We start from the raw sequence: 13,170 nt of genomic DNA on the forward strand, positions 1-13,170 counted from the left end.
TCGGCCGGTTGGGGCCGTGGTTAGGGTGGCGCCATGCTGAGTGTGGGTTTGACCGGAGGAATCGGCGCGGGGAAGAGCGAGGTGTCCCGGCTGCTCGCCTCCTGCGGCGCGGTCGTGATCGACGCCGACCTGATCGCGCGCGAGGTCGTGGAGCCGGGCACCCCCGGACTGGCCGCGGTGGTCGGCGAGTTCGGGGAGGGCGTACTGCTGCCGGACGGCCGGTTGGACAGGCCGGCGCTGGGCCGGATCGTGTTCGCCGACCCGGACCGCCTCGGTGCGCTGAACGCGATCGTCCACCCCCTGGTCGGGGCCCGCAGCGAGGAGCTGAAGGCGGCAGCCGGCGAGGACGCGGTGCTGGTGCACGATGTGCCGCTCCTGGTGGAGAACGGCATGATGCCGCTCTACGACGCCGTGGTCGTCGTGGACGCACTGCCCGCGACGCAGCTGGACCGGCTGGTGCGGGTGCGCGGTATGAGCGAGGAGGACGCCCGCGCCAGGATGGCGGCGCAGGCGGAGCGCGAACAGCGCCTGGCGGTGGCCGATTTCGTGATCGACAACGACGGCCCGTTGGAGGATCTGGAGCCGGCGGTGCGTCGGCTGTGGCAGCAGTTGCTCGACCGCCGCTGATCCCGTCGTCCTGCTGCGGCGGGGCGGGATCAGCGCGGGCCCGACTGGGACCGCGGCCCACGGGGAATGACTTCGACGTGGATGTCGTTGACACCCGCGTGAGGAGGTTTGTCATGCCGACGCCAGAGACGTACGTCATCGACTACCGCGCGGCGGAGCATCTGCTGGATGCGCGCGACCCCCGGGGTGCGATCCAGCTGCTGGACGCCGTGATTGCCGCCTATCCCGAGCACACCGCCGCCCGGCTGCTGCGCGCCAGGGCCTTCTTCCTCGGCGCCCAACTGCGTGCCGCCGAGATGGAGTTCGGCTATGTGCTCGAGCGCGAGCCGGACAACGCGTTCGCGCACTTCGCGCTGGCGCGCACGCTGGAGCGGGCGGCGCGGCCGGACGAGGCCAGGCGCCACTTCCGGTTGGCGGCAGCGCTGGACCCCCGTCCCGACTTCGTGGCGGCGGCAGGTTTCGAGCGGGGCGCGGAGGGCGGCAGCCCGCCTCCCGAGCCCCGCTGACCACCCGCATCTCACCGGCCCCGGGCACTGCGCCCGGGGCCGGCGGCGTGCCGGACCACCGCGGTCGTGAGCTGTGCGGACCCGGCTGCGGACGGTGACGGGGCTCGCTAGGATCTTGCCGGTACCTCACCCGAGTCCCGTTCGCACACGCCCTGTTGGGATGCCCTCCTGTGATATCTGGCCGCGCCGCGCTGCGCCCTGCCGCCGCCCTCGCACTCTCCGCACTCCTGTTGACCGGCTGCACCACGGAGACCGAGGACTCCCCGAGCGACGACAGACCCGACACCGCGAGCGGTGGAGCGGTCGAAGCTCTCGCCGAGCTCGAGGTCCGGGAGCCGGCGGACACCTCCGGCTACGACCGGAGGAAGTTCGGTTCCGCCTGGGCCGATGTCGACGGCAACAGCTGCAACACCCGCAACGACATCCTCCGCCGTGACCTCGCGGACGTCGGATTCGACGGGGACGACTGCGAGGTGAAGAACGGAACCCTCGAGGTCGACCCGTACACCGGGGACCGGGTGGAGTTCACCGCCGGGCGCAGCAAGGTGGACATCGACCATCTGGTGCCGCTCTCCGACGCCTGGCAGAAGGGAGCCGGCGAGTGGGAGCCGGCCAAGCGCATCGCGCTGGCGAACGACCCGCTCAACCTCCTCGCCGTCGGGGCCTCGCCGAACCGGCAGAAGGGCGACAAGGACGCGGCCGAGTGGCTCCCGGCGCACGAGGCGTACCAGTGCGAGTACGTCGCCCTCCAGATCGCGGTGAAGCGCAAGTACGAGCTGTGGGTGACCAAGGACGAGCACAAGGCCATGTCGACGGTGCTGGAGGGCTGTTCGGACCAGAAGCTCCCCGAGCCGGGCGAGGCGCCGACGAGCGCCCCGGACCGGTTCAGCGCCCCGAAGTGAGCCGGTGCGGCCGGCGATCCGCAGCGGGTCGCCGGCCGCCACCACAGGGCGCCACCGGCCGGCGATCCGCAGCGGGTCGGCCGTCGTCGGCTCTCCGGTCGCCGCGGGCTCCCGGCGCTCGGGCGCGGCCCGGGGTCAGCGGCGCGGCGGGGGCGGTACGTAGCCCAGGTCGACCGGGGGCAGCCGGTCACCGCCGGTGGCGCGCTGCCGGCCGAGCAGGGCGGGCAGCTGTGGCGGCCACAACTCCTCGGTGGTGGCCGTGAGTTCGGCGTGCGTCCACCAGCGCCAGCCGAGCATCTGCTCCGCCTCGTGCGTGGTCGAGTCCGTCGGCTCCCGGCGCGGGCCGTGGGCGAGGTAGATGTGCTCGTGCTGGCGCACCGGTGTTCCGTTGCGGCAGAAGTCGTGCTCCCAGGTGCACAGCAGCGTGCCCGGCTCCAGGTCGTACCAGCCGGTCTCCTCGCGCAGTTCGCGACGGGCGCCCTCCTGCGGGGTCTCGCTCTCCTCCAGTCCGCCGCCGGGCATCGCCCAGTGGCGGCCGACCTCCACCTGGTCGTCGTAGCGGAAGAGGAACACCGCTCCTTCGGGATCGAGCACGGCCACCCGGGCGGCTCGGCGGGGAGTACGCATCAACTGTCTCCGTCGTCAGCTGTCTTCGGTCCACCGCCCGGTCGCCGCTTGCGGGGAACACTCGTACGAGCCGGTCGGTCGACCGAGTCTGCCGTCGGAGGGCGGCATCCGTCGAGTCGACGAACTCCCGTGTGCCGGCGCGCGGTTGCCGCGGTGTGCAGGGGAGCGCAGGTGTGCCGTGCCGGGAGTACGGGTGTGCCGTGCCGGGAGTACGGGTGTGCCGTGCCGTGCCGGTCGGCGGGGGCGGTCAGCGCAGTGCGCCCAGAAAGAGGCTGGTGCAGACGCCGACGATCCGGTCCCGGTCACGGCTGTCGCCGGCGCGCTCGGGCGCCGGTGTGCGCGAGACCAGCAGCTCGTTGACTCCGCCGACCAGCGCCACCGCGATCATGCCGAGCCACTGCCGGTCCTTCTCCGGGGCGTGGGTCTTGCCGAGGTCGGCGATGAAGTCGGCGAACTCGTGGATGACCCGGTGCCGTCTGTTCTCCAGGCGAGTGCTCGCGCCGACCACCTCGACCAGGATGACCCGTGCCTTGCGGGGGTCCTCCGACAGAACGCGGACGAAGGTGCCCAGGCCCGCGGTGACCTGGTCCTCCATCTCGGGGCCCGCCTCCGCCACGGCGGCGAAGGTGGCGGTCTGCACCTCCTGCACGAGCTCCTCGTAGACGACCGCCAACAGTTCTTCCCGGTCGCGAACGGCCTCGTAGAAGTAGCGCTCGGTCAGCCGTGCCTCGCCGCAGATCGCGCGCACGGAGGTGCCCGCGTAGCCCTGGGTGCCGAAGAGCTCCAAGCCGGCCTCGATGAAACGGGCCCGTCGTTCGGCTCTGCGCTCGGCCGCGTCCTGGCCGCCGTAGCGACGGCCGACGGCGGGGGCTGACTCCGGCACTGCGGGTCCTTTCTGCGGGCTCCGAATGTGTTGACAGCATGCCTCAATCATCTGACACTCATCTTTGTCAGATTGTGCGTGGCGCCTTGCCGCCGTTTTGACCTGTGAAGATCGCCGGGGAGCCGTGACATGAGCAGAGCCAGGAAGCGGACGGCCGGACCTTCCGGCCGTCCGCTCGCAGGCAGAGTGGTAGCCGTGACCGGTGCCGGCCGCGGCATCGGCCGCCGGGTCGCCGAAACACTCGCCGCCGCGGGCGCCCGGGTGGCGCTCGGCGATGTGGACTTCGACTCGGCGCGGGCGGCCGCGCAGGCGATACGCGACGCCGGCGGGTCCGCCGAGGGCTACGCGCTGGACGTCACCGCCGCGGACTCTCTCGAGGCGTTCTGGGACGGCACCGAGGAGCGGTTCGGCCCGATCGACGTCTTCGTCAACAACGCCGGGATCATGTGGGTCGGCCACTTCGCGGACGAGCCGGACACCGCCGCCCGCAGGCAGTTCGACGTCAACGTCCACGGTGTCCTCTCCGGCACCAGGCTCGCCGCGCGCCGGATGAGACCCAGGGGCGGTGGCCACATCGTCACCGTCGCCTCCGCCGCCAGCAGGCTCTCCCCGCGAGGCGAGGCGACGTACGCCGCCACCAAGCACGCCGTCTACGGATTCAGCGTCGCGGCCCGTGCCGAACTGCGCGGCAGCGGCGTGGAGATATCGCTGGTCATGCCAGGTGTCGTCGACACCGAGCTGGCCATCGGTACCAGCCAGGGCGCAACGCGCAGGCTCAGCACCGACGATGTCGCCGCCGCCGTACTGCGGGTCGTGCGCCGGCCGCGCCCCGAGACGTTCGTGCCCCGGCATCTCGCGCTGGTGCCCACCGTGGCGGCAGTGCTGCCCGCGCGGGTGCGCGCCGGCCTGCTGCGCGCCGTCGTCCCCAACCAGCTCGCCGACGGCGACCCCGCCGTGCGCGCCGACTACGAGAGCAGAACCAGCGGCAGCCGATCCGGCGCCGCGGAAGGGCCCCAGCGATGAGCATCGACCACACGGACAGCACCGACGCCGTGCAGAGCGCCGACTCCGCCAACTCCGCCGACGGGGGGCTGCCGGGCGGCATCCGCACGATCCCGGAGTTCGCCGGGGTGCGCGAGGTCTGGCCGCGCGGGGACCGGCTCGCCGCCGTCCGCGCCGCGGCCGAGTCCTACCGCGAGAGGTTCCGCGGCCAGGGCGAGATCACCGCGGTGCGGACTTTCGACATCGCCGCCGCGCCGTACCCGACCAAGTTCGCCTTCAACGGCTCGGCGCTCGCGGTGAATCCGTTCGTCAACATCGCCAACCGGGTGCTGGTGGTGCGCTACCAGGACTTCGAGGGCAACCCCTGCACTCTGGTCTGGGAGCCGACCGTCGCGGCGGGCTCCCGCGAGGCGCCCTACTACTCCCAACTCCAGTCGATCTTCGGCGACTTCCTCAGCAATCGAGTCTTCACCCGCTACTACCACGAGCCCGAGGACGTGCTGCCGCTGTGCGGGGTGCGCCCGGAGGAGGTCGACTACGTCAGCTTCGACCATCTGCACGTCCAGGACGTACGGATGATCATGGGCAGCTCCAAGGCGTTCCCCGGCGAACGCACCCCGCCCACCGCGCTGTTCCCCAACGCCTCGATGCTGGTCCACCGCAAGGAACTGGGCACCTTCGAGTCGCCCCACCCGATGCAGTGGGCCTGGTACGTCGACGGCGGGATGGACGGCGTGCCCGAGGAGCGGGTCGTCCCCTTCGAGGGCGACATCGAACTCGGCGTCGGCGTCAGCCTGGTGTGGACACCCGGTCACACCGACGGCAACCACTCCCTGGTGCTGAACACCCCCGACGGCATCTGGGTCTCCTCGGAGAACGGCGTGGCCGCGGACAACTGGCAGCCCGAGCTCTCCCGCATCCCGGGGGTGAAACGGCACGCCCGTTTCTTCGGCCGCGAGATCGTGCCCAACGCCAACACCCTGGAGGACTCGCTCGACCAGTACGACTCCATGGTGCTGGAGAAGACCCTCGCCGACCCGAGCAAGCGGGACCCCCGGTGGCGTCAGGTGCTGCCGTCCTCGGAACTGGTGCGCTGGAAGCGCCAGTGGCCGGTCGTGCCGACCTTCACCCACGGCGGACTGAACCACGGCAGCTTCTCCCGTTCCCGCACCGCCGGTTGAGGCGCACCGGCAGTCGGCGGGCGACCGTCCCCGCGACGGTCGCCCGCCCGGCCGCGGCGGCGGAGCCGGGCCCACACCCCGCGGCGGCGGACCGGCCGCCACCTGGCCGTCGAGAGAATGTCGACACCGCAGTACGGTGGGCACCGTGACCCTGCCGAAGAACGTCCACAGCGCCGACCGCCACGCCAACTCCGCCCCGAGCCCGGGCAGTTCGGGCGCGCACGCCACCGTCGAAGTGCGCGGCCGGGACATCGTCTCCGTACGCACCAGCTACGCGCCCGACCCCGACGGCGACCCCGACCCCGGCGAGATCGTCTGGACCTGGGTGCCGTATGAGGAGAACGACGGCCGCGGCAAGGACCGTCCGGTCCTCGTGGTCGCCGCGGAGGAGGGCGGGACGGTGCTCGGCGTCCAGCTCACCAGCCGTCGCCGCGACGACGACCACGAGTGGGTCGGGATCGGCAGCGGCCCGTGGGACCGCGAGGGCCGGGAGAGCTGGGTGGACCTGGACCGCGTCCTGCGCATACACGACGACGGAATGCGTCGCGAGGCGTGCGCGCTGGAACGGGACCGCTTCGACCGCGTCGTGCAGCGGCTGCGGGAGCGCTACGGCTGGCGCTGAGCCGTCCCGCGGCCCCGCCGCGCGCCGCGCGCCCGGCGGTCAGCCGTCAGCCGCCCGCCGCGCGCCGCCCGCCGCCGTCGACCGTCGATCCGCCGTCGGGGCCGGAGTTCGCTGCTGCTTCCGGCTCGGACTCCCGGTGGGCGGCCTGTGCCGCGGCCCGTGCGGCGGCCCTTGCGGGCGGACCGCGGCGGCGGGTCGGGGCGAGCGCGGCGGGTCAACGCGCTGCGCGCAGCCCGTCCTCGGCGGCGCCCCTGGCCAGCACCGCCCTGGTGATCAGATTGCGCGCGCGGATGTACCGGGCCCGTTCGTCCGGCGACACCTTCGGCACCTCGGTGAGGTCCACCAGCCTGAAGTCCGGTTCCGCGACCACCAGATGGGGTGTGAACTCGGCTGCGCGGACCCGCCACTCGCCGCCCCGGCGGCTCGGCGGAGCGAAGGCGAACCGCGCCGTCGACCCCATGCTGCCGCGCGGGTCGCTCATCTCCCCGGCGAGCTGGTCGCCCATGCCGTAGACCACCCAGGTGCCGTTGACCTTCTCGTACGCCTGCGGCACATGGGCGTGCGTGCCGAGGATCAGGTCGACGACGCGCCGCCCGCCGTCCCGGGCGGCGGTGAGCTGCTGCGCCAACTCCAGCTGCTCGTCGTCCGGTTGCTCCTGCCACTCGGTTCCCCAGTGCATGCTCAGCACCACCACGTCGGCGCCCGCCCGCCGGGCCGCCCGGGCGTCCCGGAGGATGCGGACGGGGTCGGTGCGGTTGACCAGCCACGGGCGGGCCGCGTCGAGCGGGATGCCGCGCGAATCCGCGCCGACGTTGGTGCCGTAGGTGTAGGCGAGATGTGCCACCGTGGCGCCGCCGGCCCGCAACAGCGGGGGAGCGGCACGTTCGGCTGCCGACCGGGCCGAGCCGGAGTGGCGCAGCCCGGCCGCGTCCATCGCGTTCAGGGTGCGGGTCACCCCGGCGGGGCCCGCGTCCAGCGTGTGGTTGGAGGCGGTGGAGCACGAGTCGTACCCCGTGGCCCGGATCGCGCCGGCGATCTGCGGCGGAGTGCGGAAGGCCGGATAGCCGGTGAACGGGCCGCGGGGCGCGGCGTACACGGTCTCCATGTGGCAGATCGACAGATCCGCTCCGTGTGCGAGCGGACGGGCCGCGGCCAGCATGGGCCGGAAGTCGAAGCCCCTGCCGCCGGCGTCCTTGCGGGCCTGCTCGATGATGGCGTCGTGCGGCAGGATGTCGCCCGACGCGACCAGGGTGAATCCCTGGCGCCCGCCCCTGCGCTGCTCGGCGGCGTCGTCCGGTGCCGACGAGTCCCGTTGTGTCTGCGGCGCGTCGCTGCCGGTGGCGGCGGTCGGCCGGTCAGGGACCGCGCAGGCGGTGGCCGCCAGCAGCAGCGCGCATCCGACGGCTGCCGTCCGGTGCTGTCCCTGGCGTCGGCGTCTCGGCATGGGAGGGCTGCCTCTCGATCGGCTCCGTGCTGACAAGTCGAGAAATCCACTCATCTGCACGGAGCCGGGTGCCTCGGGCAGCCACGCCGGAGCCGTCGCACGATCAGCGCACAGGCGACCGGCTCCCCGTCCCGCGGCAGGGCCGCTCGGCGGCGGCCGGACTCGCTAGCCGTGGCGCAGACGGATCTTCGACTGCCGGTGCGGACGCTCGTCCCAGTCCGGCATCGCACACGCCCGCAGACCGTGCGCCTCGGCGAGCTCCAGCAAGGTGGAGGTGCGGTAGTAGAAGTCTTCGCGCAGCACCTGGTGCTCCTTGCCCTCGGTGCGGTTGTAGGTGAAGTCGAAGAAGCCGCCGGGGGCCAGCACCCGGCCCACGTGGGAGAAGCACTCCGCCATCACGTGCAGAGGGGAGTGCGAGAAGACGCTGTGCGCGTGCACCACGGTGAAGTGCGCGGCCGGCAGATGCGCCAGACGCAGATCGTCGACCAGCGTCAGATACGGCAGCTTCTCGCGCAGATCGTTGCGCACGAGTGTCTGCTGGGCGGCGAGCAGGATCTCGGGAGAGATGTCGACACCGTGGTAGTGGCCCGGCCGCAGATGGTCGATGAAGAGCCGTCCGGCGCGCAGGTTGCCGCAGCCGATCTCCAGCATCCGGTCCTCGGGAGTCAGGCCGTGCTCCCGCAGATAGTCGAACTGCATCTGCCCCAGCGCCAACCATCTGTCGTGGGTGGCGCTGCCCACCGCTGCCTCCGCGATGCGCGCCGCGTCGTCGCGCATCACGCCGCGGTAGTACGCGATGTGGTCGCGGCCCGAACGCCGCGCCAGACGCACGTCCCGCAGCAGCCGCCGCAGGTGGGCGGGCACCCTCGACGGGTTCCGGGAGGCGTAGCGCAGTCGGTGGGCGAGTGAGGCGCGGTTGGTGCGAGCGGGCTTCGACACGGGCGGGCCCTCCTGAGGGTGTGCTGCCGTCCGGGCAGTCCGTCGCTGCCGGCGGAGGGGCGGTTGTGCGCGACCGGGACCACCCTGCCGTGCCACCATCCGTAGCAGCGCCCGGCGCGGCCGGGCCCCAACCCAAGGAGGCACCCGTGGCGGAACGACTCCCGGCCATGCCCACCGACTGGCAGCGGGCCCTCGCCGTCGTGGCCCACCCGGACGATCTGGAGTACGGAGCCGCGGCCGCGGTGGCGCACTGGACCGACGAGGGCAAGGACGTCGCCTATCTGCTCGTCACCAGGGGCGAAGCGGGCATCGACACCATGGACCCGGCCGAGGCCGCCCGTGTGCGGGTCGACGAACAGCGGGCGAGCGCCGCCGTGGTCGGGGTGGAGACCGTCGAGTTCCTGGACCACCGGGACGGCGTCATCGAGGAGGGCGTGGCGCTGCGGCGGGACATCGCGGGGGCGATCCGGCGCCACCGGCCCGAGCTGCTGCTCACCCTCAACGCCTCCGACACCTGGGACGGCGTCCACTGGAACTCCGCCGACCACCGGGCCACCGGCCGCGCCACCCTGGACGCGGCGATGGACGCGGGCAACCGGTGGATCTTCACCGAGCAGCTCACGCAGGAGGGCGTACGACCCTGGGACGGTGTGCGCTGGGTGGCCACCGCGGGGGACCCCGCGACCACCCACCTCCAGGAGATCACCGACCACGACGTCGAACGGGCGGGTGTCTCGCTCGCCGAACACCGCGCCTATCTGAGCGCCCTCAGCGACCGCGAACCGCTCGTCTACGCGAGGGAGTTCATGGCCGAGGTGCTCGCGGGAACGGCAGCGCTCGGTGACGGCGGCAAGGCACTGGGCTTCCGCCTCTACGAGCGCTGACGACCGCCGACGCCGTTGGTGCCGCCCGCGCTGCCGCCGTCCGAACCGGTGGTGGTGTCCGGCCCGCTGCGGTCGTCCGGGCCGGTGGTGGTGTCGGGACCGCTGGTGGTGTCGGGGCCGGTGGTCGTGTCCCGGTCGCCGGGGTCGACGGGGCCGCCGGGGCCACGGCCGAGCAGGGCCAGCGCGGCGACCGGGAGCAGGAGCGCTGCGGCGAGCGCGTTGAGCAGGCCGTACCCCGCGCCCGCCACCACCAGCCCGGACGCCGCCCCGCCCAGCCCGGCGCAGGCGTTCATCGACAGATCGGACAGTCCCTGCACACTGGGGCGCAGCTGTGCGGGCACGCTGTCCGTCAGCAGCGCGGACCCCGCCACCAGCCCGGCCGACCAGCCGAGGCCGAGGAGGAACAGTCCCGCCGCGCTCTGCGCATGGCTGCCGCCGGACGTGCCGGCGAGCAGAGTGGCGCACGCCAGCAGCGCCACCCCGAGGCCGATCACCGAGATCCTGCCGACCGCGTCCGCGAGACGGCCCATCACGGGGGAGAAGGCGTACATCCCGGCGATGTGACCGCTGAGCACGAGGCCCACCAGCTCGATGTCGGCCCCGTGGTGGGTGAGGTCGACCGGGGTCATCACCATCACCGAGACCATCGCCGTGTGCGCACCCGTGATGGTGACGAACGCCAACCGCGCACGCGGCGAGGCACGTACCGCCGCCACCGCGGCGCGCAGCGAGCGCCCGCCCTTCGGTCGCGCCCCGTCTGCCCCGTGGCCGGCCAGGCGCTGCGCGGTGAGCAGTGGGTCCGGCCGCAGCAGCGACCAGACGACCAGCGCCGCGACGACGAATATCGCCGCGCCCCAGGCGAACGGCCCCGCCGCCTCCGGTATACCCAGCCCGCTCACGCTGCGCCCGGCCGGACCGGCGATGTTCGGGCCGGTGACCGCGCCGATGGTCGTTGCCCACACCACCATCGCGATGGCCCGGCCGCGCTGGTCGGGGGCAGCCAGGTCGGCCGCGCTGAAACGGGCCTGGAGGTTGGCCGAGGAGCCCGCCCCGAACGCCGCCATGCCCAGCAGGAGCAGCGGGAAGCTCTCCACCACGGCAGCGAGCACCACCACCCCACCTCCCACCGCACCGATGGCGTAGGCCAGAGTCAGGCCGGGGCGTCTGCCGCGAGCCGCCATCAGCGAGGCCAGCGGCAGCGACAGCACCGCCGTACCGAGCACCGAGGAAGTGGTCGCGAGGCCCGCGAGCGCCCGGGAGCCACTGATCTCCTCGGCGAGCACCGCGGCCAGCGCGAGGGAGACCGCGACACCCAGCCCGCCGAGGATCTGGCTGATCACCAGCACCATCTGGGTGCGGCGGCGCACGGCAGCGAGGTCGATGTCGCCCGGAGCTGCCGCGCCCCGGGTCGTCCGCCCGGACGCCTCCACCGACGCATTCGCGGCCGTCCTCGCGGACGCCCTGGTGGACGACGCCGACGGTGGTGCCGAGGGCGGACCCGGCCTGGGGGCAGGGGAGTCCGGAGAGGGCGAGGCGGACGGAGGCGTGGTCATCCGGCGCATTGTGTCAGCACCGTCGACGAAGCACACCACTGTCCCGCGAGGGCGCCGCACCCAGGGCCGAGCTGTCAGCCGAAGAGCGGCGGCGGCAGAACGCCCTCCAGCGCCAGCAGGCTCCGCTTGGTCTCCAGACCCCCGCTGAAGCCGCCGATGCCTCCGTCGCTCTCGACCACGCGGTGGCACGGCACCACCACCGGAAGCGGATTGGCTCCCATCGCCACGCCCACTGCCCGTGCCGCCCCCGGCTCGCCGACGGCGCGCGCCAGATCCTGGTACCCGGTGACCCGCCCGTACGAGACGGTGCGCGCCAGGGTGCTCAGCACCCGGCTGTGGAAGGCGGACAGCAGCGACCAGTCCAGCGGCACGGAGAACTCCCGCAGCGTGCCCGCGAAGTAGGAGTCCAACTCTTCCGAGGTGCGTATCAGCACCTCGACTGCGGCCCCGCCGCCCGTGGCTGCCGCCCCGCCGCCCGGCTCGCCGACGGTTCTGGTGCCCGGCTCGGCAGAGAGCTCGGGCAGGGCGACGGGCTGCGCGCCGAGCCGCTCCGCGAGCCGGCGCAGGGTGCGCGAGACAGTCGGCTCGTCGGCGTGGAAGGCCACGGTGACGAGGCCCGTGGTGGTCGCGGCGAGGAGCAGCGGGCCGATCGGGGAATCCCTGACCGCCCACCAGAACCTCGCCGTCGGATTCTCCGGCATGGGTCAGACCCTAGAGCCGGGCACTGACAGTCCGCCGCCGGCGACCCCTCACCGGCGGCGGACCGTCGTTCGTGAACGGCGCCGATCAGCCCCGTACGTGCTGCCCGTCGCCGGAGCCGTCGCCGACCGGCCCGGTGCCGTCGTCCGTCTCGACGGAGTCGTCCGCGGCCCGGTCCGTGTCGCCGGCGTCCGTGCTCGGTGCGGTGTCACCGGCGGCGGCCATGGCGTCGCGGACGACGTCCGGACGGTTGGAGATCACGCCGTCCACCCCCATCCCGGCGAGCTTCGCGGCGGTCGGACCGTCGTCGACGGTCCAGGTGTAGACCTCCAGCTGCTTGCCCTGCGCGCCGCGCAGCCGCTTGACGGCCCGGACGTACTCCTCGTCCACCTCGGTGTACCGGGGGTTGATCTGGTCGGTGAACTCGGCGTAGGAGCCCAGCTGCGACACCGCGGGCTTGCCGAGGAAGCCGGTGGTCACCCGGGGGGCCAGTTCGTGGACGGTGCGCACCGCGTCCGCGTCGAAGCTCTGCACCACCAGGTCCTGGCGCTTGCCCGCCCGCAGCCAGCCCTCCGTGCGCAGCTCCTCGACGACCTCCTCCTCGATGCCCGGGTAGAGCTCGGGCTTCTTCAGTTCGAGCAGCAGCTTCTGGTCGTTCTCGACGATCCGGTCGAGGAACTCCACCAGGGTCGGGATGCGCTCGCCGGAGTACTCGCGGGCGAACCAGCCGCCCGCGTCCAGCTGGCCCAGCTCCTGCGCGGTGAAGTCGCCGACCTTCCAGGGCGCGCGGTCGGGGAAGACCTCCTCGACGTTGGTGGTGCGCTCCAGCGTCTCGTCGTGCATGACGACGAGCTCGCCGTCCTTGGTGCGCTGGACGTCGTTCTCCACCCACTCGATGTCCAGGTCCCTGGCCTTGTCCGCGCCTGCGAGGGTGTTCTCCGGGGCGTAGGCGGAGGCTCCCCGGTGTGCCACGACGCGGGGAGCGCCGGCGGGCGCCCGGTCGTCGAGCAGATCGGAGACGGGCCGCGGCCCCTCTCCTCCAGCGGTCCGGTCGTCGGTGTGCCGGTGGGGGGAGGGGAGCTCACCGAGAGGCGCGGCCTGAGCCGGGGCCGCGGTGAGCCCGAGTGCGAGGACACCCAGAAGCGAGCCGGTCAGGACTGCGGGGCGACGGGACACGAATACTCCTCACGTCTGCTGGTGCGTTGCGCTGCACTGGACGAGACGAGACTCACCGTCGGTGGCGACGGGAGCGTGGGCGCCGGGTTGGGGGCCGATGGCCGTCGGCTGAACATTGTCAGTGG

Annotated in this window: 14 protein-coding genes; 7 read left to right on the forward strand and 7 right to left on the reverse strand. The window is 73.0% G+C overall.

Annotated features, from left to right (window positions below; genetic code table 11):
- Window positions 1–33 precede the first annotated feature (33 nt).
- The 3 genes from coaE (at window position 34) to MTQ01_RS10590 (ending at window position 2,035) form a co-directional block, all read left to right on the forward strand.
- The gene (coaE, locus tag MTQ01_RS10580; RefSeq protein WP_247488917.1) at window positions 34–627 is read left to right on the forward strand and encodes a dephospho-CoA kinase; all 594 of its coding nucleotides are present in this window, start codon (window positions 34–36) and stop codon (window positions 625–627) included.
- 113 nt (window positions 628–740) lie between these two features.
- On the forward strand, window positions 741–1,133 hold the full coding sequence (locus MTQ01_RS10585) for a tetratricopeptide repeat protein (RefSeq protein WP_247488918.1): 393 nt from the start codon (window positions 741–743) through the stop codon (window positions 1,131–1,133).
- Window positions 1,134–1,360: 227 nt separating this feature from the next.
- Window positions 1,361–2,035: an HNH endonuclease family protein gene (locus MTQ01_RS10590; RefSeq protein ID WP_247489212.1), complete on the forward strand. Its 675-nt coding sequence runs from the start codon at window positions 1,361–1,363 to the stop codon at window positions 2,033–2,035.
- 135 nt (window positions 2,036–2,170) lie between these two features.
- On the opposite strand, the gene MTQ01_RS10595 is transcribed toward MTQ01_RS10590, so the two are convergent.
- Both MTQ01_RS10595 and MTQ01_RS10600 read right to left on the reverse strand, forming a co-directional pair.
- On the reverse strand, window positions 2,171–2,662 hold the full coding sequence (locus MTQ01_RS10595) for an NUDIX hydrolase (protein WP_247488920.1): 492 nt from the start codon (window positions 2,660–2,662) through the stop codon (window positions 2,171–2,173).
- Window positions 2,663–2,909: 247 nt separating this feature from the next.
- Window positions 2,910–3,545 (reverse strand): TetR/AcrR family transcriptional regulator, encoded by a 636-nt coding sequence (locus MTQ01_RS10600; RefSeq protein WP_247488922.1) that lies wholly within the window; start codon window positions 3,543–3,545, stop codon window positions 2,910–2,912.
- 129 nt (window positions 3,546–3,674) lie between these two features.
- Here MTQ01_RS10600 and MTQ01_RS10605 point away from each other — a divergent pair, with 129 nt between their 5' ends.
- The 3 genes from MTQ01_RS10605 (at window position 3,675) to MTQ01_RS10615 (ending at window position 6,350) form a co-directional block, all read left to right on the forward strand.
- Window positions 3,675–4,568 (forward strand): SDR family oxidoreductase, encoded by an 894-nt coding sequence (locus MTQ01_RS10605; protein WP_282613417.1) that lies wholly within the window; start codon window positions 3,675–3,677, stop codon window positions 4,566–4,568.
- Window positions 4,565–5,728, forward strand: a complete 1,164-nt coding sequence (locus MTQ01_RS10610; RefSeq protein WP_247488926.1) for a hypothetical protein — start codon at window positions 4,565–4,567, stop codon at window positions 5,726–5,728. Before MTQ01_RS10605 ends, MTQ01_RS10610 begins: the two co-directional genes overlap by 4 nt.
- A gap of 151 nt (window positions 5,729–5,879) precedes the next feature.
- Window positions 5,880–6,350 (forward strand): type II toxin-antitoxin system PemK/MazF family toxin, encoded by a 471-nt coding sequence (locus tag MTQ01_RS10615; RefSeq protein WP_247489213.1) that lies wholly within the window; start codon window positions 5,880–5,882, stop codon window positions 6,348–6,350.
- Between the two features lie 214 nt (window positions 6,351–6,564).
- On the opposite strand, the gene MTQ01_RS10620 is transcribed toward MTQ01_RS10615, so the two are convergent.
- Together MTQ01_RS10620 and MTQ01_RS10625 are read right to left on the reverse strand one after the other, a co-directional pair.
- Entirely contained in the window at window positions 6,565–7,794 is a 1,230-nt protein-coding gene (locus tag MTQ01_RS10620; RefSeq protein ID WP_247488928.1) for a CapA family protein, read from the reverse strand.
- A gap of 165 nt (window positions 7,795–7,959) precedes the next feature.
- A complete protein-coding gene (locus MTQ01_RS10625; RefSeq protein WP_247488930.1) occupies window positions 7,960–8,733 on the reverse strand; it encodes a class I SAM-dependent methyltransferase in 774 nt (257 codons plus the stop codon).
- Window positions 8,734–8,900: 167 nt separating this feature from the next.
- Here MTQ01_RS10625 and MTQ01_RS10630 point away from each other — a divergent pair, with 167 nt between their 5' ends.
- Window positions 8,901–9,617 (forward strand): PIG-L deacetylase family protein, encoded by a 717-nt coding sequence (locus MTQ01_RS10630; protein WP_247489215.1) that lies wholly within the window; start codon window positions 8,901–8,903, stop codon window positions 9,615–9,617.
- Here the strand turns inward: MTQ01_RS10630 and MTQ01_RS10635 are convergent.
- The 3 genes from MTQ01_RS10635 to MTQ01_RS10645 form a co-directional block, all read right to left on the reverse strand.
- Complete coding sequence (locus MTQ01_RS10635) at window positions 9,605–11,170, reverse strand: MFS transporter (protein WP_247488931.1); 1,566 nt, start codon at window positions 11,168–11,170, stop codon at window positions 9,605–9,607. The two genes, MTQ01_RS10630 and MTQ01_RS10635, sit on opposite strands and share 13 nt — an antisense overlap.
- A gap of 74 nt (window positions 11,171–11,244) precedes the next feature.
- Window positions 11,245–11,871 carry a methylated-DNA--[protein]-cysteine S-methyltransferase gene (locus MTQ01_RS10640; RefSeq protein ID WP_247488932.1) on the reverse strand — a complete coding sequence of 209 codons (627 nt, stop codon included), beginning with the start codon at window positions 11,869–11,871 and terminating at the stop codon, window positions 11,245–11,247.
- A gap of 85 nt (window positions 11,872–11,956) precedes the next feature.
- Entirely contained in the window at window positions 11,957–13,045 is a 1,089-nt protein-coding gene (locus tag MTQ01_RS10645) for a glycerophosphodiester phosphodiesterase family protein (RefSeq protein WP_247488933.1), read from the reverse strand.
- Window positions 13,046–13,170: the final 125 nt, after the last annotated feature.

This window comes from Streptomyces sp. XM4193, assembly GCF_023072595.1.
Classification (GTDB): Bacteria; Actinomycetota; Actinomycetes; order Streptomycetales; family Streptomycetaceae; genus Streptomyces.

Coding starts and splice junctions, on each gene's coding strand:
- coaE (WP_247488917.1), top strand. CDS start 34: ATGCTGAGTGTGGGTTTGACCGGAGGAATCGGCGCGGGGAAGAGCGAG.
- MTQ01_RS10585 (WP_247488918.1), top strand. CDS start 741: ATGCCGACGCCAGAGACGTACGTCATCGACTACCGCGCGGCGGAGCAT.
- MTQ01_RS10595 (WP_247488920.1), bottom strand. CDS start 2,662: ATGCGTACTCCCCGCCGAGCCGCCCGGGTGGCCGTGCTCGATCCCGAA.
- MTQ01_RS10605 (WP_282613417.1), top strand. CDS start 3,675: ATGAGCAGAGCCAGGAAGCGGACGGCCGGACCTTCCGGCCGTCCGCTC.
- MTQ01_RS10610 (WP_247488926.1), top strand. CDS start 4,565: ATGAGCATCGACCACACGGACAGCACCGACGCCGTGCAGAGCGCCGAC.
- MTQ01_RS10620 (WP_247488928.1), bottom strand. CDS start 7,794: ATGCCGAGACGCCGACGCCAGGGACAGCACCGGACGGCAGCCGTCGGA.
- MTQ01_RS10630 (WP_247489215.1), top strand. CDS start 8,901: ATGCCCACCGACTGGCAGCGGGCCCTCGCCGTCGTGGCCCACCCGGAC.
- MTQ01_RS10635 (WP_247488931.1), bottom strand. CDS start 11,170: ATGACCACGCCTCCGTCCGCCTCGCCCTCTCCGGACTCCCCTGCCCCC.
- MTQ01_RS10640 (WP_247488932.1), bottom strand. CDS start 11,871: ATGCCGGAGAATCCGACGGCGAGGTTCTGGTGGGCGGTCAGGGATTCC.